Source organism: Pseudomonas sp. HY13-MNA-CIBAN-0226 (genome assembly GCF_040310305.1).
Taxonomy (GTDB): domain Bacteria; phylum Pseudomonadota; class Gammaproteobacteria; order Pseudomonadales; family Pseudomonadaceae; genus Aquipseudomonas; species Aquipseudomonas gregormendelii.
Window position 1 is genome coordinate 222,446 of sequence record NZ_JBEOPS010000003.1, and the last position, 22,365, is coordinate 244,810.

Sequence of the window (22,365 nt, forward strand, 5' to 3'; positions counted from 1 at the left end):
TGTCCGCCAGGAGATTTCCCCCGCATGAAAATTTTGAAAATTGCTGCCAGTGATTCCGCGATCGACTGCTTCCAGACTTATCGGCAAGTAGTGCCGCTCAGTCAGACCGACTACACCGACATCGCCGTCGCCGTGTTCTCGGTGGAAGACGTGATGGCCGGAGCCCTGGAATCGCTCCAGCGCACCGGCTTCGATATCCCGATTTTCCTCGCCACCTCCCCGGGTACAGGCAACCGCGCGCGTGATGTGTACAAGCACCTGGAAGACGTGCTGCTGCAGGTCAACGGCATCTTTGACCGTTCGCGCAACAATGCCGAATACCATGGCAACCAGCTGGAAACCGCGGCCAAGGCCTATGAAGAAAGCCTGTTGCCGCCATTCTTCGACTCGCTCAAACGCTATACCGAATCAGCCAACGTCACCTTCGCCTGCCCGGGCCATCAGGGCGGCCAGTTCTTCCGCAAGCACCCGGCCGGCCGACAGTTCTTCGACTTTTTCGGCGAGACGCTGTTTCGCGCCGACATGTGCAACGCCGACGTCAAACTGGGCGATCTGCTGATTCACGAGGGCCCTGCGCTGCTGGCGCAGAAACACGCGGCCAAGGTGTTCAACGCCGACAAGACCTACTTCGTGCTCAACGGCACCTCCGCCTCCAACAAGGTGGTAACCAATGCCCTGCTGACGCCCGGCGACCTGGTGCTGTTCGACCGTAACAACCACAAGTCCAATCACCAGGGCGCACTGATCCAGGCGGGCGCCACGCCGGTCTATCTGGAGACCGCGCGTAACCCTTACGGCTTTATCGGCGGCATCGACGCCCATTGCTTCGAAGAGAGCTACCTGCGCGAATTGATCGCCGAAGTGGCACCGGACAAGGCCCAGGTCGCCCGCCCGTTCCGCCTGGCGATCATTCAGCTCGGCACCTATGACGGAACCGTCTACAACGCCCGCCAGGTGGTCGATCGCATCGGCAAGCTGTGTGACTACATCCTGTTCGACTCGGCGTGGGTCGGCTACGAGCAGTTCATCCCGATGATGAAGGACTGCTCGCCACTGCTGCTGGACCTGCACGAAGACGACCCGGGCATCTTCGTCACCCAGTCGGTGCACAAGCAGCAGGCCGGTTTTTCCCAGGCCTCGCAGGTGCACAAGAAAGACCGGCACATCAAGGGCCAGGCCCGCTACTGCAACCATGCGCAGCTGAACAATGCATTCATGGCCCAGGCCTCTACCAGTCCGTTCTATCCGATATTCGCCTCGCTGGATGTCAACGCACGTATCCACGCCGGCCGCAGTGGCCTGAAGCTGTGGGATGACTGCGTGAAATTCGGCATCGACGCGCGCAAGCTGATCCTCGAAGCCTGCACCATGGTCCGCCCGTTCGTGCCCGCGACCATTGAAGGACGTGCGTGGGAAGACTACCCGACCGAAGAAATCGCCAATGACCTGCGGTTCTTCGAGTTTCATCCCAAAGACCGCTGGCATGCCTTCCAGGGCTACGGCGAGAAGCAGTACTTCATCGACCCCTGCAAGTTGCTGTTTACGACCCCGGGCATCGACCCGGTGGATGGCAGCTACACCGACTTCGGCATACACGCCGGCATCCTCGCCAACTTCCTGCGCGAAAATGGCATCGTTCCGGAAAAGTGCGACCTGAACTCGATCCTGTTCCTCCTGACCCCGGCGGAAGACTGGGCGAAGATGACTCATCTGGCCGCGCAGATCGCGCGTTTTGAGCGCTTCGTCAATGACAACGCGCCGATGAGCCGGGTCTTGCCGGCGATCTATGCGCGGTACGAGGAGCGTTATCGCAACTACACGATCCGCCAGCTGTGCCAGGAAATGCACGACCTGTATCGCAGCCACAATGTGCAGCAATTGCAGAAAGCGATGTTCCGCAAGGAACACTTCCCGGTGAAGGCGATGAACCCGCAAGCGGCGCAGTTCGAATTCATCCGCGGCAACATCGAGCTGGTGGCGCTCGCCGATGCCGATGGTCGCATCGCCGCCGAGGGTGCGCTGCCCTACCCGCCTGGCGTGCTGTGCGTGGTGCCCGGGGAAATCTGGGGCGGCGCGGTGCTCAAGTATTTCCTGGCGCTGGAAGAAGGCATCAACTGCCTGCCAGGCTTCACCCCGGAACTTCAGGGCGTGTATTTGAAGGAAGTTGAAGGGCGTATTCGCGCGTATGGGTACGTGATCAAGAACTGACCGGGGTGTACGCAGCGGACTCGCCGCGATCTGCCGCTGCGTTATCCAGAATGACGCCAAGGGTGTTGAGAAACAGATCACTGCTTCGCCGAAAACGCGGCGTCGATTGAGTGATGCTTCCCGGGGTGGGAACAGGTTGGGGCATGCGGCGGCGTGATGGTTCAGAAACAGCCCCCTCCCTTACGAGAGAGGGCGTCGAGGGATCAGTCGTTGAGGATGTCGCGATCCTTGGTTTCCGGCAGGAAGAAGGTGCCCAGCACAGCAGTCATTACGGCAATGACGATCGGGTACCACAGCCCGTAGTAGATATCACCCGTGGCCGCGACCATGGCGAACGCCACCGTCGGCAGGAAGCCGCCGAACCAGCCGTTGCCGATATGGTATGGCAGCGACATCGAGGTGTAGCGGATGCGCGTGGGGAACAGCTCCACCAGCCAGGCGGCAATCGGGCCATACACCATGGTCACGTAGATCACCAGGATGGTCAGCAGCAGCAACACCATGGGGTAGTTGGTCTTCGCCGGGTCGGCCTTTTCAGGGTAGCCGGCCTCCTTGAGCGAAGTGCTCAGCGATGCAGTGAAGGCGTCGTTGCGGGTCTTGAAGTCGGCAGCCGGCATGCCGGTGCCTTCGAAGCTGGTGATCACCTTGTCGCCAATACGCACCTGCGCCACCGTTCCCGGCTCGGCCTTCTCGTTCTTGTAGGGGATGGCGCGCTTGGCCAGCAGGGTCTTGGCCAGATCGCAGGAGCTGGTGAATTTGGCCTTGCCCACCGGGTCGAACTGGAACGAACACTGCTCGGGATCAGCCACCACCGTGACCGGATTGCGCGCCTGGGCGGTGAACACGTCGGGGTTACCGTACTGGGTCAGCGCATGGAAGATCGGGAAGTAAGTGAGCGCGGCCAGAATGCAGCCAGCCATGACGATGCCTTTGCGCCCGATACGGTCGGACAGGCTGCCAAATATCACAAAGAACGGCGTACCGATCAGCAGCGAACCGGCGATCAGCAAGTTGGCAGTCTGCGGGTCGATCTTCAGCGTCTGCAGCAGGAAAAACAGCGCGTAGAACTGCCCGGTGTACCAGACCACAGCCTGCCCTGCCGTGCCGCCCAGCAACGCCATGATAACGATCTTGAGGTTGTCCCAGCGGGCGAAGGACTCGGTCAGCGGCGCCTTCGACGCCTTGCCTTCGGCCTTCATTTTCAGGAACGCTGGCGACTCGCTCAGTTGCAGGCGGATGTACACCGAGATGACCAGCAGCAGGAGCGACAGCAGGAATGGAATCCGCCAGCCCCAGGCCTCAAAGTCTTCGGTGCCCAGAATGGTGCGGCAGGCCAGGATCACCAGCAAGGACAGGAATAGCCCGAGGGTGGCCGTTGTTTGAATCCACGAGGTGAAGAAACCCCGCCGGCCTTTCGGCGCATGTTCGGCCACATAGGTCGCCGCGCCCCCGTACTCACCACCCAGCGCCAGGCCTTGCAACATGCGCAGGGTGATCAGGATGATCGGTGCGGCCACGCCGATAGTCGCGTAACCGGGCAGGAAACCCACCACGGCCGTGGAGATCCCCATGATCACAATGGTGATCAGGAACGTGTGCTTGCGCCCGATCATGTCGCCCAGGCGCCCGAACACGATCGCGCCGAAAGGCCGTACGGCAAACCCGGCGGCGAACGCCAGCAGCGCGAAGATAAAGGCGGTGGTCTCGTTGACCCCGGCGAAAAAATGCTTGGCGATGATCGCTGCGAGCGAGCCGTACAGGTAAAAGTCGTACCACTCGAATACCGTGCCCAGGGAGGACGCGAAGATGACCTTGCGCTCCTCCCTGGTGATCCCCTGATTGGGCGGGCTGCCCGTGGTGGTGTTGTCGATTGCGGCCATGAGTGTTCTCCGTGTGTCTCTTGTTGTAGGCCGGAGTACCCCACTACCAAAACGCCGCACCCAGGCCCTGGGGCTGATGTCGTAACGCATGCGAACAGGCTGACGACCTCGCATCGCTGCAAGGTTTCCTACAGCATAATCAGCTTCGCGCAGTTATCCACTCGACTGCGCGATAAGCCTGGCCTGGCGACTAACCGCGGGCGCCTGTCTGCGGCATCAGGCTGCTATCGACCCGACGATTGAGTTGTTGATCGATCAAACGCATATCCTGCAAATCACCTCAAGCCAAAGCCTCTGCCTCAGTTATTTGTACTCAAATGCCAGCTTAATAATATTTTACCGATACCAGGGTCATCCCTAGTCTTGAGCCCAACAGATGGCAGGCCATAAGCGCCTGAATCCCATGTCGAAGGGTAGAGAGATGACCACTGAAATAACAAAAACAGACACGCTGATTGTCGGCGCCGGTCAGGCTGGCGTGGCGATGAGCGAGCACTTGAGCAAACTCGGGGTGCCGCACCTGGTGCTGGAACGCGAGCGCATTGCCGAACGCTGGCGCACTGGCCGTTGGGATTCGTTGGTGGCCAACGGCCCGGCCTGGCACGATCGGTTTCCCGGCCTCGAATTTGATGACCTGAGCCCCGATGGCTTTGCGCCGAAAGAGCGGGTTGCCGACTACTTCGAAGCCTACGCGAAAAAATTCAATGCCCCCGTGCGTACCGGGGTGGAGGTGTTGAAGGTCGAGCGCAATGTCGGTCGTCCTGGCTTCACCATCGAAACGTCCCAAGGCGTGATCGAAGCCAACCGGGTCGTCGCGGCCACCGGGCCGTTCCAGCGCCCGGTCATTCCGCCCATCGCACCGCAAGATACACCGTTGCTGCAGATCCACTCCGCTGATTACCGCAACCCTGGGCAACTGCCGGAAGGCGCAGTGCTGGTGGTGGGCGCCGGCTCGTCCGGGGTGCAGATCGCCGATGAACTGCAACGTGCCGGGAAAAAGGTCTACCTCTCGGTGGGCGCCCACGACCGCCCTCCTCGCGCTTATCGCAACCGGGATTTCTGCTGGTGGCTGGGGGTGCTCGGCGAGTGGGACCAGGCGGCGATGAAGCCCGGTCGGGAGCATGTGACCATCGCCGTCAGTGGTGCCCATGGCGGGCGGACGGTGGATTTCCGCGGCCTGGCTCATCGCGGCATGACGCTGGTGGGGTTGACCCAGGCCTTCAACGGAAGCGTGGCGACGTTTCGGCCGAACCTGGCCGAGAACCTGGCCCGCGGCGACGAGAACTACCTGGCGCTGCTTGACGCGGCCGACGCCTACATCGAACGCAATGGCCTGGACCTGCCCCATGAACCCGAGGCGCGCCACACCTTCCCCGATCCGGACTGCGTGACCACGCCGATTCTCGAACTTGACCTGGCCCGGGCCGGCGTGACCTCGATTATCTGGGCCACCGGGTTCGCCACCGATTACAGCTGGCTGCACGTCGACGCGTTCGATGAGCACGGCAAGCCCAGGCATCAGCGCGGTGTGTCCAACGAGCCCGGCGTGTATTTCCTCGGCCTGCCGTGGCAGTCCCGGCGCGGTTCGTCGTTTATCTGGGGGGTGTGGCATGACGCCAAATACGTCGCGGACCACATCGCCATCCAGCGCTCATACCTCGACTACCACAATGCCGCACAGCGCCAGGCCGAGACCCTTTCGATCGCGTCCAAAACGCCGATCAGTGCCTAATTCCCTGTTCAGGAGCTCCACATGTCCACGCCAACTCATACCCGTATTCGCATGTTCAACACCAAGGAAACCTACCCCAACCAGAGTCTGGACAACGACCTGTGCCAGGCCGTACGCGCCGGCAATACGGTGTATGTCCGGGGTCAGGTCGGCACCGATTTCGAGGGCAACCTGATCGGCCTCGGTGACCCGCGGGCGCAGACCGAGCAGGCCATGCGCAACGTCAAGCAGTTGCTGGAAGAGGCCGGCAGCGACCTGAGCCACATCGTCAAGACCACCACTTACCTGATCGACCCGCGTTACCGCGAGCCGGTCTATCAGGAGGTGGGGAAATGGCTTAAAGGCGTATTTCCGATTTCCACCGGGCTGGTGGTGTCGGCGCTGGGGCAGCCGCAGTGGTTGATGGAGATTGATGTGATTGCGGTGATTCCGCAGTAAAGACCGCGGCGCAGCCATCGCGAGCAAGCTTCGCTCCCACAGCTAGTCACTCTGGGATTCCCACTGTGGGAGCAAAGCTTGCTCGCGATGAGGCCAGCTCAGACACCACCCTAAAAAAGGCCAACCTAGGAGCCCCCCCATGACCTTCTCCATCGCCGCCCGCTGCCCCGAAACCGGCCAGTTCGGCATCGCCATCAGCTCCTCCAGCATCGCCGTCGGCGCCCGTTGCCCCTGGCTGCTGCCAGGTGTCGGTGCCGTATCGACACAGAACATCACCCTGCCCTCCCTCGGCCCGGAAACCCTGGCCCTGATGGAACAGGGCCTGGCACCCGCAGAAGCCCTGGACAAGGTGCTGACAAGCAATGGCTACAGCCAGTACCGGCAAATCACCGCCATCGACCACCTGGGGCGCACCGCCCATTTCAGCGGCAGCGAAACCCTCGGCAAGCACAATGCAGTGTCCGGCGAGCAATGCGTTGCTGCCGGCAACATGCTCGCGGACCGTTCGGTGATCGAGGCCATGGTCAGCGCATTTGAACACGGTGAAGGGCAACTGGCAGACCGCCTGATCACCGCCATGAACGCCGCGATCGAAGCAGGCGGTGAAGCCGGGCCGGTGCATTCCGCAGCGCTGGTGGTGGTCGGTGAACTGACCTGGCCGATCATCAACCTGCGGGTCGATTGGGCTGACGAAGCGCCGATCGCGCAACTGGAAAAGCTCTGGGAAGCCTACCGTCCCCAGGTCCAGGACTACATCGACCGCGCCCTCGCCCCCGACAGGTCCCCGGGCTATGGCGTCGCTGGAGATGATCGATGAGTCACAGTGTCGACCTGCTCAAAACCCTGGTGGCGTTCGACACCACGAGCCGCGAATCCAACCTGCAGCTCATCGAGTTCGTGCGCGACTACCTGGCGAATTTTTCAGTGCCCTGCGAGCTGATCTACAACGAACAGCGCAGCAAGGCCAATCTGTTCGCCAGCATCGGCCCGGCGGATGTGCCGGGCATCGTCCTCTCCGGCCACACCGATGTGGTGCCGGTCGACGGCCAGCCGTGGACCCTGCCGCCGTTTGCGCTGACCGAGCGCGAGGGCAAGCTGTACGGTCGTGGCACCGCAGACATGAAAGGCTACATCGCCTGCGTGCTCGCCCTGGTGCCGGCCCTGGTGCAGGCGGATCTGCGCATGCCGGTGCACATTGCCCTTTCCTACGATGAAGAAGTCGGCTGCCTGGGTGTTCGCTCGTTGCTCAAGGCGCTGCAGCAGCGACCGGTCAAACCCAGGCTGTGCATCATTGGCGAGCCGACGGAGTTGAAACCGGTGCTGGGTCACAAGGGCAAACTGGCGATGCGCTGCGATATCCACGGCGAGGCCTGCCATTCCGCGTATGCGCCGCTCGGGGTCAACGCGATTGAATACGCCGCCGAGTTGATCGGCGAACTGGGACGGATCGGCAGTCGGCTCAAAGCCCCCGAGCATCAGGACGCCCGTTTCGACCCGCCTTTCAGCACCGTGCAGACCGGCGTCATTAGCGGCGGCAAGGCGCTCAACATCGTCCCCGCCGATTGCCGTTTCGACTTTGAGATTCGCGCGCTGCCGGCCCAGGATCCCAGTGAGGTCGCGCAGCAGCTGCAGCGGTACGCCGAGCAGCAACTGCTGCCGCGCATGCGCGCCGTGAGTGAGCACAGTGGTATCAGCTTCAGCGAACTGTCGGCGTACCCGGGATTGGCGACCGACGCGCACAGCGAAGCGGCAGAACTGCTCGCCGCATTCAGCGGCTCCCGCGAGTTCGCCACCGTAGCCTTCGGCACCGAGGGCGGCCTGTTCGACGCCGCTGGCATACCCACCGTCGTCTGCGGCCCGGGCAGCATGGACCAGGGCCACAAACCCGACGAATTCGTCAGCCTCGACCAACTCGCTGGCTGCGATCAAATGCTGCAACGAATGCTGCTATCCATTTGCAGATAAAGCCCGGCTCGAGCAACTTTCTTCCCTGCAAAAATTCCCTGTGGGAGCGGGCTCGCTCGCGAAGATGGCCTGACATTCAACACCCATAGCGACTGTCAGTCCGCCTTCGCGAGCAAGCCCGCTCCCACATTTTTACCGCGCCCGCAGACCTACTTTTTTTAACGTCTATACCAACAAACTTACTAATTTATCTATCCCGCCCGACCGCACATCATCGACTCCAACAAGAAAAGCGTTGCCCTCGGGCAGCGCTCACCGAAGTACGTCCACGTACTCAAATTGCCTTGGAGTTCCTCATGGTCACCTCTGCAGCAACCTCCGCTCCGCTCATTGAAAAACACACGATCGGCTACGTGCCTCCCGAAGATCGGCATGGAAAAACCCGGGACCTGTTTACCCTCTGGTTCGGCGGCAACATAGCGCCGCTGCCCATCGTCACCGGCGCCCTTGCCGTGCAAATGTTCCACCTCAACCTGGTGTGGGGCATCGTTGCCATCCTCGTTGGGCACCTGGTCGGCGGCGTACTGATGGCGCTGCACTCGGCCCAGGGGCCGCAGATGGGTATCCCGCAAATGATCCAGAGCCGGGCCCAGTTCGGCTCACTGGGTGCGCTGCTGGTGGTGCTGATCGCCGGCATCATGTACATCGGCTTCTTCGCCTCCAACATCGTCCTGGCCGGCAAGTCCCTGCACGGCGTGGTCGACAGCGTGCCGGTGCCGGTGGGCATCGTCATCGGTGCGCTTGGCTCAGGCATCATCGGTATCATTGGCTACCGGTTCATCCACGTGCTCAATCGCATCGGCACCTGGGTGCTCGGTGCCGGCATCGTGCTGGGTTTCGGCTACATCTTCACCCACGTGCAGACCGCCGATTTCCTCACCCGCGGCAGCTTCAACATCTCCGGCTGGCTGGCAACCGTATCCCTGGCCGCGCTCTGGCAGATCGCCTTCGCGCCCTATGTCTCCGACTACTCGCGCTACCTGCCGGCCAACGTGCCGGTAGCCGCCACGTTCTGGACCACCTACCTGGGCACCGTGCTCGGCTCCAGCCTGTCGTTTATCTTCGGCGCCGTGGCTGTGCTGGCCACGCCCGCAGGCATGGACACCATGGACGCGGTCAAACTCGCCACCGGCTCCATCGGCCCACTGATGCTGGTGCTGTTCCTGCTCAGCGTCATCAGCCACAACGCCCTTAACCTCTACGGCGCCGTGCTGTCGCTGATCACCCTGGTGCAAACCTTCGCCTACCGCTGGATCCCCACCGCCAAAAGTCGCGCCGCCATCTCGATCATCGTCCTCGCTGGCTGCTGCTTCGCCGCCGTCGGCGCCTCGGCGGACTTCATCGGCCACTTCGTCGACATGGTGCTGGTGCTGCTGGTGGTGCTGGTGCCGTGGACCGCGATCAACCTGATCGACTTCTACGCGATTCACCAAGGCAAGTACGACATCAACTCCATCTTCCAGGTGGATGGCGGAATCTACGGCCGCTACAACCCACAGGCACTGCTGGCCTACGCAATCGGCATCGTGGTGCAGATTCCGTTCATGAACACGCCGCTGTACGTCGGGCCGATTTCCAAGCACATCAATGGCGCGGACTTATCATGGCTGGTCGGTTTGCTGATCACTTCGCCGCTCTATTACTGGCTGGCCAATCGCGACACCGCTTACAAGCGCCGCCTCTCCACCGGCAAACTGGCCAACTCGATCTAACCCGCACCGCTGGCTCCCTGTGGAGCCACCCTGTGGGAGCGAGCCCTGCTTGCGATGGGTCCGTGACAGCCAATAACTGCCCCGACGGGACACTGATGGAACTCTGTACGCCAATAAAATGAACCCTGAGCGCCCCTGCCCGCCTAACTGAAGGACTATCAGGAGGTGGCTTATGCAAATCGAAACGATCTGGATCGTACTCGCGGCAGTTCTGGTGCTGGTCGAGTTGTGGGCGATTAATCGGGTGCGTAAAGCCGAGGGCAAGTCGAGTAACAAGCTGGTATGGATCGTGGTGATCGTCTTTGTGCCACTGTTCGGATTGCTGGCATGGGCCGTGGCTGGACCCAAGCACACGGCCCGCAACCCGCATTCACCACAGGCCAGGCAGTAAAGCCGGCGACACGCGCCTATAAATCAAAAAAAGCCCCGACGATTCGGGGCTTCGTTATTTCAACTGACACACACCTCCCGTAGGAGCTGCCGAAGGCTGCGATCTTTTGATCTTGGCGTCCGAAAATGGCGTAGGAAATCCCCTCCTGCCGCAAGAATCGAACAGCGTGGCTTGGAACCGCCTGTGACATAGCGAGCTGCGGACGCAGCCTTCGCCACCTGCTGCAGCCCGCAGTGATATCAGAAGTTGGCCGGGGTGTTGGCGCTGATGATTTCCGCTTCATCCTGGCCAATATTGCGGAAGCGGTGCGGCAGCGTCGTCGGGAAGTAATAGCCATCGCCCGCATTGAGCACGCTGATCTGGCCATCGACGGTCAACTCGACCGTGCCGCGCGTCACCAGCCCACACTCCTCGCCTTCCGAATGCACGATGGGCTCTTCCCCCGAGCTCGCCCCAGGTGCGTACTGCTCGCGCAAAAGGCGCATCTGCCGACTCGGCACCGAAGCACCGATCAGCAGCAGCCGCAGCCCGTGACGGCCAAGATCCGGCTGTTCGTTGGCGCGGAAGACGTATTGGTGCTCGCGGGGCGGCTGGTCGAAGGTGAAAAAGTCCGCCAGGGACATGGGGATGCCTTCGAGCAGTTTTTTCAGGGAACTGACTGAGGGACTGACGCGATTCTGTTCGATCAGGGAGATGGTAGCGTTGGTGACGCCGCTACGCCGCGCCAGCTCGCGCTGGGAGAGTTTGTAGCTTTCGCGTACTAGTTTGAGTCGTGAGCCCGTGTCCATGACAGCCTTATGCGAGGAAAACTTAAGGGTTATGGGGGTGGATGGCGGGCGACTTTTGGCCGCGAAGGTACCGCTTCCCTGTCCCGGAGATTTGAAAGTCGGGTATTAAATCACGTTTGGGGGTGTTGCTGTAGGAGCGAGCTTGCTCGCGAAGAACCTCCAGACAACACGTTCATGCAGACAGCACGCGTTATCGTTGACGCCCATCGCGAGCGAGCTCGCTCCTACAGGGAGGCGCCTGCTTTAGATACCGAAGCGATCACGCAGCGCGTAGTACGCGGCGCCCATGGCGGTCAGCGGGGCCTGGAAGGTGCGCCCGCCAAGCATGGGCATGTGCGGCAAGGAGGCGAAGGCGTCGAAGCGCTCGGCGTCGCCGCGGATCATTTCCGAGATCAGTTTGCCGGCCAGGTGCGAGCAAGTGACACCGTGGCCGCTGTAGCCTTGCATGTAGTAGGCGTTTTTCTCGATGCGACCGAATTGCGGCATGCGCGACATGGTCAGCAGGAAGTTGCCGGTCCAGCGATAGTCGATCTTCACGTCCTTGAGCTGCGGGAAGGTCTTGAGGATCTTCGGCTTGATCAGCTGTTCAATGTCGTCCGGCTCGCGTGCACCGTAGACCACGCCACCACCGTACAGCAGGCGGTTATCGGCGGTCAGGCGGTAGTAGTCGAGCAGGTAGTTGCAGTCTTCGACGCAGTAGTTGTTCTTGATCAGGCTGCGCGCGACCTGTTCGGACAGCGGCTCGGTGACGACGATTTGCGAACCGCACGGCATGCTTTTGCTGGTCACTCGATTGTCGAGGCCCTGCGGCAGGTAGGCGTTGCCGGCGATCAGCAAGTACTTGGCGCGCACTACGCCCTTGGCCGTACGCACGGTAATCGGCTCGCCATAGGTGATTTCCACCGCCGCCGATTGTTCGTAGATCTTGCCGCCCAGGCCGATGATCGCCGAGGCTTCGCCGAGCGCCAGGTTAAGCGGGTGAATGTGGCCGCCCTGCATGTCGAGCAGGCCGCCGACGTAATTGTCGCAACCGACTTCACGCTTGATATCGGCCGCATCGAGCATTTTCAGGTTCTTGTTGCCGTAGCGTTCCCAGCTGCTTTTCTGCTCGGCCAGGCCTTTGAGCTGCTTCTTGTTCAGCGCAGCGAAGATACCGCCCGGCTTGTAGTCGCACTGGATGTCGTAGTGCTGTATGCGCTGGCGAATGATGTCGGCGCCTTCGAAGATCATGCTGCCGAGCACTTCGGCCGTCTTGTCGCCGTAGCGCTCTTCGATCACATCGACGTCGCGGCTGTAGGAGTTGACCAGTTGCCCGCCATTGCGACCACTGGCACCAAAACCGACTTTGGCGGCTTCGAGCACGGTCACGCTGTAGCCCGCCTCGCAGAGGAACAGTGCCGAGGACAAACCGGTGTAACCGGCGCCGATCACGCAGACGTCGCAGTCCACCGCGTGTTCCAGCACCGGGAAGTCGCCGGTGAAGTTGCGGGTGGCGGCGTAGTAGCTGTTTACATGTGTCTGTTTCATAGGTTTCTCCGATGGCCGCTGGCATGTGCCGGCGACCGTCGCTTTTTATAGGGTTTAGAGCTTGATCCAGGTCGCTTTCAGTTCGGTGTACTTGTCGAACGCATGCAGCGATTTGTCCCGACCGTTACCCGACTGCTTGTACCCGCCGAACGGCGCCGTCATGTCGCCGCCGTCATACTGGTTGACCCACACGCTACCGGCGCGCAGGCCGCGAGCGAAGGTGTGGGCCTTGCTCAGGTTGCTGGTCCAGACACCCGCCGCCAGGCCGAAGATGCTGTCGTTGGCGATGGCCAGCGCTTCTTCAGCGGTATCGAAGGTGATCAGCGACAGCACCGGGCCAAAGATTTCCTCCCGGGCGATGGTCATGGCGTTGGTCACACCGTCGAAAATCGCCGGCTCCACATACAGCCCACCGGTGGCTTCCAGGGTGCGACTGCCGCCCGCGATCAGTTGCGCGCCCTGGTCTTTACCGACCTGGATATAACGCAGCACGTTGTCCAGTTGACGCTGATCAACTACGGCCCCGACAGTGGTTTGCGGATCAAGGGCGTGCCCCGGTTTCCAGGCCTGCAGTGCCTCCACCAGCAGCGGAATAAACTGCTCGCGAATCGAGCGTTCTACCAGCAACCTCGAGCCAGCGGTGCAGACTTCGCCTTGGTTGAAGGCGATAGCACCCGCAGCCGCCTGGGCCGCCGCGCGCAGATCCGGCGCGTCGGCGAACACCACGTTCGGGCTCTTGCCGCCCGCTTCGAGCCAGACGCGCTTCATGTTGCTTTGCCCGGAATAGATCAACAGCTGCTTGGCAATCGCGGTGGAGCCGGTGAACGCCAGCACATCGACGTCCATGTGCAGCGCCAGGGCCTTGCCGACGGTATGACCGAAGCCCGGCAGTACGTTGAACACGCCTTTGGGAATGCCGGCATCAAGCGCAAGCTGCGCGATGCGGATGGCGGTCAGTGGCGATTTTTCCGAAGGCTTGAGGATGAACGAGTTGCCGGCGGCGAGCGCCGGGGCGAACTTCCAGCTGGCCATGATCAGCGGGAAATTCCACGGCACGATCGCCGCCACGACACCGGCAGGTTCGCGGGTGATGAGGCCAAGCTGGTCGTGGGGCGTGGCGGCGACTTCGTCGTAGATCTTGTCGATGGCTTCGGCGCTCCAGCGGATCGCGTTGGCGGTCGCCGGGATGTCGATGTTCATCGAGTCGTTGATCGGCTTGCCCATGTCGAGGGTTTCGAGCAGGGCGAGTTCTTCCTGGTGCGCCAGGATCAGGTCGGCGAAGCGGATCAGGATGCGCTTGCGTTCGGCCGGGGCCAGATTGGCCCAGACGCCGGATTCGAAAGTACGCCGCGCAACCGCCACGGCTTCGTTGGCGTCGGCTTCGTCGGTGCTGGCGACGTTGGCCAGAAAGCGGCCATCGACCGGACTGATGCATTCGAAAGTGTCACCGCTGTGCGCTGCGCGGTATTGGCCGTCGATGAAGGCGCGGCTTTCGATGGAAAGGGACTGGAAGCGTTGCTCCCAGTCGCTGCGGGTGTTTGTCATGGTTGTGACTCGACGCAGGAAATTAGTGATCGTTGGAATGAATGCCCTGCAGGAACTGGCGAAGGCTGCGATCTTTTGATCTTGATCCTTAAAAAGCAAAGTCAAAAGATCGCAGCCTTCGGCAGCTCCTACAGGGTTATTCGCCCGCCATCAAAGATGGGTGTTGGCCAATCAAACCGTATGCAGGTACCAGTTGTACTCAAGGTCCGAGATGGAGTTCTCGAACTCGGCCAGCTCGCTTTCCTTGCATGCCACGAACACGTCGATGTACAGCGGGTCGATGTAGCGCGCCATGACTTCGCTGTCGTCCAGCTCGCGCAATGCGTCGCGCAGGTTGTTGGGCAGGCTCTGCTCGTTCTGCTCGTAGCTGTTGCCTTCCACCGGTGCGCCCGGTTCGATTTCGTTGGTCAGGCCATGGTGAATGCCGGCCAAAACCGACGCCATCAGCAGATACGGGTTGGCATCAGCGCCGGCAACGCGGTGTTCGATGCGCACCGAGTCTGGCGAACCGGTTGGTACCCGCACCGCCACGGTACGGTTGTCGATGCCCCAGCTGGGCGAGTTCGGCACGTAGAACTGCGCGCCGAAGCGACGGTACGAGTTGACGTTCGGGCACAGGAACGCCATCTGCGCCGGCAGGGTCTCGAGCACACCGCCGATCGCGTGTCGCAGCGCGGCGTTCTGCTCGGGATCCTCGCTGGCGAAGATGTTGTTGCCTTCTTTATCCAGGATCGAGATGTGCACGTGCAGACCATTGCCCGCCTGGCCCGGATACGGCTTGGCCATGAAGGTGGTGTCCATCTCGTGGTCGTAGGCGATGTTCTTCACCAGGCGCTTGAGCAACACCGCATAGTCGCAGGCCTTTATCGGGTCGGACACGTGATGCAGGTTCACTTCGAACTGCGCCGGGGCGCTTTCCTTGACGATGGCGTCAGCAGGGATGCCCTGCTCCTTCGCGCCTTCGAGGATGTCTTGCAGGCAGTCGACGTACTCGTCCAGGTCGTCGATCAGGTACACCTGGGTCGACACCGGACGCTTGCCCGATACCGGTGAGCGCGGCGACTGCGGACGGCCGTTCACGTTGTCCTGGTCAATCAGGTAGAACTCAAGTTCGAAGGCGGCGCAGATCGTCAGGCCCAGGTCGTCGAACTTGCGCACCACGTTGGCCAGCACTTCGCGGGGGTCTGCGAAGAACGCCTGGCCTTCGAGTTCGTGCATGGTCATTAACAGTTGCGCGGTTGGGCGCTTCTGCCACGGCTCAATGCTGAGGGTGCCAGGGATGGGGAAACAGATCCGGTCAGAGTCGCCGATGTCCAGACCCAGGCCGGTGCTTTCCACCGTAGAGCCGTTGATGTCCAGGGCGAAGAGTGACGCCGGGAGGTTGATGCCTTTTTCGTAAACCTTATGAAGACTGGTGCGCTCGATGCGCTTGCCGCGCACCACACCGTTCATATCCGCAATCAGAAGGTCGACGTACAAAACCTCAGGATATTTCTTAAGGAATGCGTTTGCTTCGTTGAGTTGAACGGTACGCAGAGGGACCGACATGATGCACCTATTAGCTGTTAATTATTATGTTCACTACCTTGTTGCGAGCCCAGTCAATCCGAAAGGCCAAGTGAAGTCAATAGCGAACACCTGGCCTATAAAGCTTTATTTTCGGGCCTTTTACGGGGACGAGAGTGCCAAATCGCCCGCGCACACCGCGCATTCCCTAAGGATCGGACGCGCGGCGTTTAGAATTTTTTACATGGGAGTTGTTAATTAAAATCAACAAGGCTAAGCTCCGGAAAAGCTCGTTCAAGTGTGAAACTTCGAGGTGATAAAAATGGCATTCAAGCCATTGATCGGCGTTACTGCGTGCGTCAAACAGATTGGCCTGCACCCCTATCACATCAGCGGCGACAAGTACCTGCGTGCTGTCAGCGTCGCTGCGTTGGGGCTGCCTGTGGTCATCCCTTCCCTGGCTGAGCTGATCGATATCGAGGACCTGCTCGGGCAACTCGACGGCCTGCTGCTGACCGGCTCGCCATCGAATGTGGAACCCTTCCACTATCAAGGCCCGGCCAGCGCCCCCGGCACGGATCACGACCCGGCGCGGGATGCCACCACCCTTCCCCTGTTGCGTGCGGCCATTGCCGCGGGCGTTCCGGTGCTGGGCATTTGCCGCGGCTTTCAGGAAATGAACGTGGCGTTCGGCGGCAGCCTGCATCAAAAGGTCCATGAGCTGCCGGGCATGCTCGATCACCGCGAAGCGGACAGCCCGGAACTGGCCGTGCAGTACGCACCGGCCCATGCCGTGACCACCCAGCCGGGCGGCGTGTTTGAAGCGCTGCAGTTGCCCGCCGAGTTCATGGTCAATTCGATTCACAGCCAAGGCATTGATCGACTGGCACCCGGGCTGCGCGCCGAAGCGGTTGCGCCGGACGGTTTGATCGAAGCGATTTCGGTGCAGGACAGCCCGGCGTTCGCGCTCGGGGTGCAGTGGCATCCGGAGTGGCAGGTGCTGGCGAATCCGCCGTACTTGAGTATTTTCCAGGCGTTTGGCAACGCGTGCCGGCAACGGGCCGCGCTGCGTAACACTCGTTGACCTGACATCAACCCTTTACTGCCCCCGTGAGTCTGCGGGTGCGTCTTTGCGCACCCGTGACTGGCGAAACAACACACTGCGATAACAACAAGTACGACCCAGGCAGCCAGGATGGCGGCGCCGAACAAGCCAGGGCCGATGGGGTAGCCCCCGTAGGAGCTGCCGAAGGCTGCGATCTTTTGACTTTGTTCTTCAAGATCAAAAGATCGCAGCCTTCGGCAGCTCCTACAGGGGTCGCCATCAGCTGACAGCCCAGGTTTGCAATTCACTCTTAAGTCAGGCCGCGTTGGCCCGACGACTGAAACCTGTTGGGAGTTTCACATGGCAAACGCCTCCAGCATCTACAGGAAGGCTCTTGAAGGTCACCAGGCACCGAAAAAGGTGCTGGTGAAAGTCGACCGCGTCACCAAGAAATTCGACGAAACCACCGCAGTCGATGACGTCTCGCTAGAGATCCATCAAGGCGAGATCTTCGCCTTGCTCGGCGGTTCCGGCTCCGGCAAATCGACCCTGCTGCGCATGCTCGCAGGCTTCGAGCGGCCGACCGAAGGACGCATCCTGCTCGACGGCGTCGACATCACCGACATGCCGCCGTACGAACGGCCGATCAACATGATGTTCCAGTCGTACGCCCTGTTCCCGCACATGACCGTGGCGCAGAACATTGCCTTCGGCCTCAAGCAGGACCGTTTGCCTGCCAGCGAAATCGACGCCCGCGTTGAGGAAATGCTGCGCCTGGTGCACATGACCCAATACGCCAAACGCAAGCCGCATCAACTGTCCGGCGGCCAGCGTCAGCGCGTGGCCCTGGCCCGCTCGCTGGCCAAGCGCCCGAAGCTGTTGCTGCTCGATGAGCCGATGGGCGCACTGGATAAAAAGCTGCGCTCGCAGATGCAACTGGAACTGGTGGAGATCATCGAGCGGGTCGGCGTGACCTGCGTGATGGTGACCCACGACCAGGAAGAGGCCATGACCATGGCCCAGCGCATCGCGATCATGCACCTGGGCTGGATCGCCCAGATCGGCAGCCCGGTGGACATCTACGAAGCACCGGTCAGCCGCATGGTGTGCGAATTCATCGGCAACGTGAACGCCTTCGAAGGCACCGTGGTCGAGGACCTAGAGGGTCACGCGATCATTCACAGCAAGGACCTGGAACAGAAGATCTACGTCGGCCACGGTGTCAGCACCTCCGTCCAGGACAAGTCGATCACCTACGCCATCCGCCCGGAAAAAATGCTGGTCAGCACCACCCAACCGGAATTCCGCTACAACTGGTCCAAGGGCAAAGTCCACGACATCGCCTACCTCGGCGGCCACTCGGTGTTCTACGTTGAATTGCCCGGCGGCAAGATCGTGCAGTCGTTCATGGCCAACGCCGAACGCCGTGGCGCGCGCCCGACCTGGGACGACCAAGTCTACGTGTGGTGGGAAGACGACAGCGGCGTGGTACTGCGCTCATGAGAACCTTCAACCAGCAGTTCCTCAGACTGGTGCCCAGCGGGCGCAAACTGGTCATCGGCATTCCGTTCCTGTGGTTGTGCCTGTTCTTCCTGTTGCCGTTCTTTCTGGTAATGAAGATCAGCTTCTCGGAAGCGGCCCTGGCCATTCCGCCGTACTCGGAGATCTACACCTTCGCCGAGCAGAAATTCCAGCTGCTGCTCAACCTTGGCAACTACTCGTTGCTGACCCAGGACGAGCTGTACATCTCGGCCTACTTGGGTTCGCTCAAGGTGGCGTTCCTGAGCACCCTGATGTGTCTGGTGCTCGGTCTTCCGATGGCCTACGCGATCACCAAGGCGAGCAAGGAAACGCAAAACGTCCTGCTGCTGCTGATCATGATGCCGACCTGGACCGCGATCCTGATCCGCGTGTATGCGTGGATGGGCATCCTCAGCAACAACGGGCTGCTCAACGCTTTCCTGATGTGGACCGGCCTGACCTCGCACCCGATCGAGATCCTCAACACCAACACCGCTGTCTACATCGGCGTGGTGTACGCGTACCTGCCGTTCATGGTGCTGCCGCTGTACGCCAACCTGGTCAAACATGACAACAGCCTGCTGGAAGCGGCCTCTGACCTGGGCTCGAGCAACTTCAACAACTTCTGGAAGATCACCGTGCCGCTGGCCAAGAACGGCATCATTGCCGGCTGCATGCTGGTGTTCATTCCAGTGGTCGGCGAGTTCGTGATTCCGGAACTGCTCGGCGGCCCTGAGACCCTGATGATCGGCCGCGTGCTGTGGCAGGAATTCTTCAACAACCGTGACTGGCCGGTGGCTTCCGCCCTGGCGGTGGTGATGCTGTTGATACTGATTGTGCCAATCCTGTTGTTCAACCGTAGCCAGGCCAAAGAGATGGAGGGTCGGGGATGAAACGCTTCGGATTTTCAAAGTTCATGCTGATTTTCGGCCTGTCGTTTATCTATCTGCCGATGCTGATCCTGGTGATCTACTCGTTCAACGCCTCGAAACTGGTGACGGTGTGGGGGGGCTGGTCGGTCAAGTGGTACGTCGGCCTGCTCGACAATACCCAGCTGATGGGCTCGGTGCTGCGCTCGCTGGAAATCGCCTGCTACACCGCGATTGCGGCGGTGGCGCTGGGGACCCTGGCGGCGTTCGTGCTGACGCGGGTCACCCGTTTCAAGGGTCGCACTCTGTTCGGCGGCCTGGTCACGGCGCCCCTGGTGATGCCGGAAGTGATCACGGGCCTGTCGCTGTTGCTGCTGTTCGTCGCTATGGCGCAGTTGATCGGCTGGCCGATGGAGCGTGGCATCGTCACTATCTGGATCGCCCACACCACCTTTTGTGCCGCTTATGTCGCGGTGGTAGTCTCCGCCCGCTTGCGGGAGCTTGACCTGTCCATCGAAGAGGCCGCCATGGACTTGGGGGCCAAGCCGTTCAAGGTGTTTTTCCTGATCACCATTCCGATGATTGCGCCGTCACTGGCGGCCGGCGGCATGATGTCGTTTGCCCTGTCGCTGGATGACCTGGTGCTGGCAAGCTTCGTCTCCGGGCCAGGCTCGACGACCCTGCCGATGGAAGTGTTCTCGGCGGTGCGCCTGGGGGTGAAACCTGAGATCAATGCGGTCGCCAGCCTGATTCTGCTGGCGGTGTCGATCGTGACGTTCATGGTCTGGTATTTCAGTCGTCGCGCTGAAGCCACGCGCAAACGCGCGATCCAGGAAGCGATGGACCAGACGGCCAGCGAGTCGTGGCAGCCTGGTAAGCAAACGGTGGGCGCCACCGCTTGATGTAGGAGCTGCCGCAGGCTGCGATCTTTTGATCTTCGCTTCTATAGAAGCAAAAAAGATCGCAGCCTCGTTTCACTCGACAGCTCCTACGGGGTCCGGCGGGGTCCGATAGGGTCCTGCGGGGTCCTGGGGAGTGACGGGGACGTCGACGGACGGTTTTAGGTTGATTGCAATGTTGCTTTGCGTACTTGAATAAAAAGAAATGGAGTTGTACCGATGAAAATGTTTGGCAGGACTTTGCTGATACTGGCTTTATCAGGCGCAATCGCCACCGGCGCCCAGGCCAATGACAAGGTGCTGCGCGTGTACAACTGGTCGGACTACATCGCCCCGGACACCGTGAAGAAGTTCGAAGACGAGACCGGTATTCGTGTCACCTACGATGTGTTCGACAGTAACGAAACCCTGGAGGCACGGCTGCTCGCCGGCAAATCCGGCTACGACATCGTCGTGCCGTCCAACAGTTTCCTCGCCAAGCAGATCAAGGCTGGCGTTTATCAGGAGCTGGACAAGTCGAAGCTGCCGAACTGGCAAAACCTCAACCCGGTGCTGTTGAAAAACGCCTCCGCCAGCGACCCGAATAACGCGCATGCCTTCCCCTACATGTGGGGTTCGATCGGCATCGGCTTCAACCCGCAGAAGGTCAAGGAAGTACTCGGCGCCAACGCCCCGACCAATTCCTGGGACCTGCTGTTCAAACCGGAAAATGCGCAAAAGCTCAAAGCCTGCGGCATCAGCTTCCTCGATTCACCGACTGAAATGCTCCCCGCCGCCCTGCACTACCTGGGTTATCCCGTGAACTCCCAGGACAAGGCGCAGATCGCCGAAGCCGAGGCGCTGTTCATGAAGATTCGGCCATCGGTGGCGTACTTTCATTCCTCCAAGTACATCTCCGACCTGGCCAACGGCAATATCTGCGTGGCCGTCGGTTACTCCGGCGACGTGCTGCAGGCCAAGGCTCGCGCCCAGGAGGCCGGCGGCAAGGTGACGGTCGACTACAGCATTCCCAAGGAAGGCGCCGGCAGTTTCTACGACATGGTCGCGATCCCCCGGGACGCGGCGAACGTCGACAACGCCTACCTGTTCATGAATTTCCTGATGCGCCCGGACATCATTGCCGAGATCACCAACAACATCGGCTACAGCAACGCCAATTCGGCGGCGACGCCATTGGTGGACGAGGCGATTCGCGATGACCCGGGGTCGTACCCGTCCCAGGCGGTCATCGCGACCTTGTATGCCATTCCGGATATGCCGATCGGGGTTCAGCGGGTGATGACACGGGGCTGGACCCGGGTAAAGCTCGGCAAATAGCACGACTGCTCGCGTAGGAGCTGCCGCAGGCTGCGATCTTTTGATCTGTTCTGGTCTTATGAAGATCAAAAGATCGCAGCCTGCGGCAGCTCCTACGGGTACCTCCGGCAAAAATTTTCCGTTCCGGCAGCGCCTTACCACCGCTGCATTTCTTTCATGAAGAACGGCCTCACCTGGCTCCCTCGGCTCAGGTGAATTTGGCGCCCTCCTCGGGCGCTTTTTTTATGCGCCGCCGAACGGCCAGTCAGCCAGCGCCCGATAACGCCCCTTGTGGGACTCAAACAAAACGAATCGATCAGCCCGCAGAAAAAACGCCGGTGGCGTCGCTGACTCGGGCACCTGCGCCCGGTAATCGCGCATCAGCGTCAGGTGCGGGCGAAACTCCGTTGGCGCATTCTCCAGCCCGAACGGCAGCATCGCTTGTTCCAGCCCATACACCAGGCGCAGCAACGGCGCAGGTGCCTGCTCCGACGCCAGCACCAGCGCGCCCACCCGACGCCAGGCATCCAGACGATCAAGTTCAACCCGCAGGGGCTCATCCGGCACCGCAACCTTGCCAGCCGCCGTGCAGATCTCGGCGATCTGCGCCACGCTGACCGAACCGAGAAACAGCAGTGTCAGGTGAAAATTTTCCGCCGGCACCGGGCGCCCGGTCCTCAATTGCAGCGCGCTGCGCCATTGGGCGATGGCCTTGCGCTGGGCAGGTGCGCAGTCCAGGGCGAAAAACAGCCGCTTGGTCGGCTCGTGGGCTTCTTCGCTCATGCCTGGCAGCTCCTGATAGGCAAGTTATAGTTCAGACAACCCCATCAACGGGAGCGGGTCATGCGAGAGATCATCAGCAAGGAACCCTGGTGGGCAATGCCACCGCGGCCGGGTCAGGACGAGTCCGAGCTGGACTGGGGATGGCTGGTTCACTATAGCGAAGGTGAACCGCGTTTTGAGTTTATCAAAGAGCGACCGACGGACATCGAAATCCGCAACCGCAAGAGCTGCAGGATCACCCCGTCGGCGGAGTGACCCTG

The 22,365-nt window shown here is 61.0% G+C and carries 19 protein-coding genes; 13 read left to right on the top strand and 6 right to left on the bottom strand.

From position 1 onward, the window contains the following. The first annotated feature begins 24 nt into the window (after positions 1-24). Positions 25-2,208 (top strand): ornithine decarboxylase SpeF, encoded by a 2,184-nt coding sequence (gene speF, locus AAEZ05_RS04835; protein WP_045057665.1) that lies wholly within the window; start codon positions 25-27, stop codon positions 2,206-2,208. A gap of 203 nt (positions 2,209-2,411) precedes the next feature. Here speF and AAEZ05_RS04840 read toward each other — a convergent pair whose 3' ends face one another. Further along, entirely contained in the window at positions 2,412-4,088 is a 1,677-nt protein-coding gene (locus AAEZ05_RS04840; RefSeq protein ID WP_350646721.1) for an MFS transporter, read from the bottom strand. A gap of 421 nt (positions 4,089-4,509) precedes the next feature. Between AAEZ05_RS04840 and AAEZ05_RS04845 the strand changes: the two genes are divergently transcribed. From AAEZ05_RS04845 to AAEZ05_RS04870, 6 genes are all read left to right on the top strand, one after another. Further along, positions 4,510-5,820 carry a flavin-containing monooxygenase gene (locus tag AAEZ05_RS04845; RefSeq protein WP_350600057.1) on the top strand — a complete coding sequence of 437 codons (1,311 nt, stop codon included), beginning with the start codon at positions 4,510-4,512 and terminating at the stop codon, positions 5,818-5,820. A 21-nt stretch (positions 5,821-5,841) separates the two neighbouring features. Continuing rightward, the gene (locus tag AAEZ05_RS04850; RefSeq protein ID WP_045057663.1) at positions 5,842-6,258 is read left to right on the top strand and encodes a RidA family protein; all 417 of its coding nucleotides are present in this window, start codon (positions 5,842-5,844) and stop codon (positions 6,256-6,258) included. Positions 6,259-6,397: 139 nt separating this feature from the next. Continuing rightward, positions 6,398-7,075 (top strand): DUF1028 domain-containing protein, encoded by a 678-nt coding sequence (locus tag AAEZ05_RS04855; protein WP_045057662.1) that lies wholly within the window; start codon positions 6,398-6,400, stop codon positions 7,073-7,075. Next, positions 7,072-8,223, top strand: coding sequence for an acetylornithine deacetylase (gene argE, locus AAEZ05_RS04860; RefSeq protein ID WP_350646722.1), 1,152 nt, complete (start codon positions 7,072-7,074; stop codon positions 8,221-8,223). Before AAEZ05_RS04855 ends, argE begins: the two co-directional genes overlap by 4 nt. Positions 8,224-8,519: 296 nt before the next feature. Next, on the top strand, positions 8,520-9,935 hold the full coding sequence (locus AAEZ05_RS04865; protein ID WP_350646723.1) for a purine-cytosine permease family protein: 1,416 nt from the start codon (positions 8,520-8,522) through the stop codon (positions 9,933-9,935). 172 nt (positions 9,936-10,107) lie between these two features. Next, entirely contained in the window at positions 10,108-10,326 is a 219-nt protein-coding gene (locus AAEZ05_RS04870) for a PLD nuclease N-terminal domain-containing protein (protein WP_122839556.1), read from the top strand. Between the two features lie 239 nt (positions 10,327-10,565). Here the strand turns inward: AAEZ05_RS04870 and AAEZ05_RS04875 are convergent, their stop codons facing one another. The 4 genes from AAEZ05_RS04875 to AAEZ05_RS04890 all read right to left on the bottom strand — a co-directional run bounded on the left by AAEZ05_RS04875 (position 10,566) and on the right by AAEZ05_RS04890 (position 15,734). Continuing rightward, complete coding sequence (locus AAEZ05_RS04875; RefSeq protein ID WP_028623608.1) at positions 10,566-11,114, bottom strand: cupin domain-containing protein; 549 nt, start codon at positions 11,112-11,114, stop codon at positions 10,566-10,568. Positions 11,115-11,357: 243 nt separating this feature from the next. After that, complete coding sequence (locus AAEZ05_RS04880) at positions 11,358-12,641, bottom strand: NAD(P)/FAD-dependent oxidoreductase (protein ID WP_350600062.1); 1,284 nt, start codon at positions 12,639-12,641, stop codon at positions 11,358-11,360. Positions 12,642-12,695: 54 nt separating this feature from the next. Next, positions 12,696-14,186, bottom strand: coding sequence for an aldehyde dehydrogenase (locus AAEZ05_RS04885; protein WP_350646724.1), 1,491 nt, complete (start codon positions 14,184-14,186; stop codon positions 12,696-12,698). Positions 14,187-14,357: 171 nt separating this feature from the next. Continuing rightward, on the bottom strand, positions 14,358-15,734 hold the full coding sequence (locus AAEZ05_RS04890; protein ID WP_045057655.1) for a glutamine synthetase family protein: 1,377 nt from the start codon (positions 15,732-15,734) through the stop codon (positions 14,358-14,360). Between the two features lie 280 nt (positions 15,735-16,014). Here AAEZ05_RS04890 and AAEZ05_RS04895 point away from each other — a divergent pair, with 280 nt between their 5' ends. The 5 genes from AAEZ05_RS04895 (at position 16,015) to AAEZ05_RS04915 (ending at position 21,343) form a co-directional block, all read left to right on the top strand. Beyond that, a complete protein-coding gene (locus tag AAEZ05_RS04895; RefSeq protein WP_045057654.1) occupies positions 16,015-16,776 on the top strand; it encodes a gamma-glutamyl-gamma-aminobutyrate hydrolase family protein in 762 nt (253 codons plus the stop codon). A gap of 321 nt (positions 16,777-17,097) precedes the next feature. Next, positions 17,098-18,240: an ABC transporter ATP-binding protein gene (locus AAEZ05_RS04900; RefSeq protein WP_205894210.1), complete on the top strand. Its 1,143-nt coding sequence runs from the start codon at positions 17,098-17,100 to the stop codon at positions 18,238-18,240. Between the two features lie 29 nt (positions 18,241-18,269). Beyond that, positions 18,270-19,151, top strand: coding sequence for an ABC transporter permease subunit (locus AAEZ05_RS04905; protein WP_350646756.1), 882 nt, complete (start codon positions 18,270-18,272; stop codon positions 19,149-19,151). Beyond that, positions 19,148-20,029: an ABC transporter permease subunit gene (locus AAEZ05_RS04910; RefSeq protein WP_045057651.1), complete on the top strand. Its 882-nt coding sequence runs from the start codon at positions 19,148-19,150 to the stop codon at positions 20,027-20,029. Before AAEZ05_RS04905 ends, AAEZ05_RS04910 begins: the two co-directional genes overlap by 4 nt. Positions 20,030-20,245: 216 nt before the next feature. Further along, entirely contained in the window at positions 20,246-21,343 is a 1,098-nt protein-coding gene (locus tag AAEZ05_RS04915; protein ID WP_045057650.1) for a polyamine ABC transporter substrate-binding protein, read from the top strand. A 222-nt stretch (positions 21,344-21,565) separates the two neighbouring features. Here the strand turns inward: AAEZ05_RS04915 and thpR are convergent, their stop codons facing one another. Next, a complete protein-coding gene (thpR, locus tag AAEZ05_RS04920; RefSeq protein ID WP_350646725.1) occupies positions 21,566-22,105 on the bottom strand; it encodes an RNA 2',3'-cyclic phosphodiesterase in 540 nt (179 codons plus the stop codon). 60 nt (positions 22,106-22,165) lie between these two features. Here thpR and AAEZ05_RS04925 point away from each other — a divergent pair, with 60 nt between their 5' ends. Further along, positions 22,166-22,360: a hypothetical protein gene (locus AAEZ05_RS04925; RefSeq protein WP_045057648.1), complete on the top strand. Its 195-nt coding sequence runs from the start codon at positions 22,166-22,168 to the stop codon at positions 22,358-22,360. Positions 22,361-22,365: the final 5 nt, after the last annotated feature.

What these genes read in the sequence shown, in the direction of transcription:
- AAEZ05_RS04840 (WP_350646721.1), bottom strand. Translation starts at nt 4,088, where the DNA reads ATGGCCGCAATCGACAACACCACCACGGGCAGCCCGCCCAATCAGGGG.
- AAEZ05_RS04910 (WP_045057651.1), top strand. Translation starts at nt 19,148, where the DNA reads ATGAAACGCTTCGGATTTTCAAAGTTCATGCTGATTTTCGGCCTGTCG.
- AAEZ05_RS04885 (WP_350646724.1), bottom strand. Translation starts at nt 14,186, where the DNA reads ATGACAAACACCCGCAGCGACTGGGAGCAACGCTTCCAGTCCCTTTCC.
- speF (WP_045057665.1), top strand. Translation starts at nt 25, where the DNA reads ATGAAAATTTTGAAAATTGCTGCCAGTGATTCCGCGATCGACTGCTTC.
- AAEZ05_RS04895 (WP_045057654.1), top strand. Translation starts at nt 16,015, where the DNA reads ATGGCATTCAAGCCATTGATCGGCGTTACTGCGTGCGTCAAACAGATT.
- AAEZ05_RS04870 (WP_122839556.1), top strand. Translation starts at nt 10,108, where the DNA reads ATGCAAATCGAAACGATCTGGATCGTACTCGCGGCAGTTCTGGTGCTG.
- AAEZ05_RS04875 (WP_028623608.1), bottom strand. Translation starts at nt 11,114, where the DNA reads ATGGACACGGGCTCACGACTCAAACTAGTACGCGAAAGCTACAAACTC.
- AAEZ05_RS04925 (WP_045057648.1), top strand. Translation starts at nt 22,166, where the DNA reads ATGCGAGAGATCATCAGCAAGGAACCCTGGTGGGCAATGCCACCGCGG.
- argE (WP_350646722.1), top strand. Translation starts at nt 7,072, where the DNA reads ATGAGTCACAGTGTCGACCTGCTCAAAACCCTGGTGGCGTTCGACACC.
- AAEZ05_RS04850 (WP_045057663.1), top strand. Translation starts at nt 5,842, where the DNA reads ATGTCCACGCCAACTCATACCCGTATTCGCATGTTCAACACCAAGGAA.
- AAEZ05_RS04890 (WP_045057655.1), bottom strand. Translation starts at nt 15,734, where the DNA reads ATGTCGGTCCCTCTGCGTACCGTTCAACTCAACGAAGCAAACGCATTC.
- AAEZ05_RS04915 (WP_045057650.1), top strand. Translation starts at nt 20,246, where the DNA reads ATGAAAATGTTTGGCAGGACTTTGCTGATACTGGCTTTATCAGGCGCA.
- thpR (WP_350646725.1), bottom strand. Translation starts at nt 22,105, where the DNA reads ATGAGCGAAGAAGCCCACGAGCCGACCAAGCGGCTGTTTTTCGCCCTG.
- AAEZ05_RS04865 (WP_350646723.1), top strand. Translation starts at nt 8,520, where the DNA reads ATGGTCACCTCTGCAGCAACCTCCGCTCCGCTCATTGAAAAACACACG.
- AAEZ05_RS04855 (WP_045057662.1), top strand. Translation starts at nt 6,398, where the DNA reads ATGACCTTCTCCATCGCCGCCCGCTGCCCCGAAACCGGCCAGTTCGGC.
- AAEZ05_RS04845 (WP_350600057.1), top strand. Translation starts at nt 4,510, where the DNA reads ATGACCACTGAAATAACAAAAACAGACACGCTGATTGTCGGCGCCGGT.
- AAEZ05_RS04880 (WP_350600062.1), bottom strand. Translation starts at nt 12,641, where the DNA reads ATGAAACAGACACATGTAAACAGCTACTACGCCGCCACCCGCAACTTC.
- AAEZ05_RS04900 (WP_205894210.1), top strand. Translation starts at nt 17,098, where the DNA reads ATGGCAAACGCCTCCAGCATCTACAGGAAGGCTCTTGAAGGTCACCAG.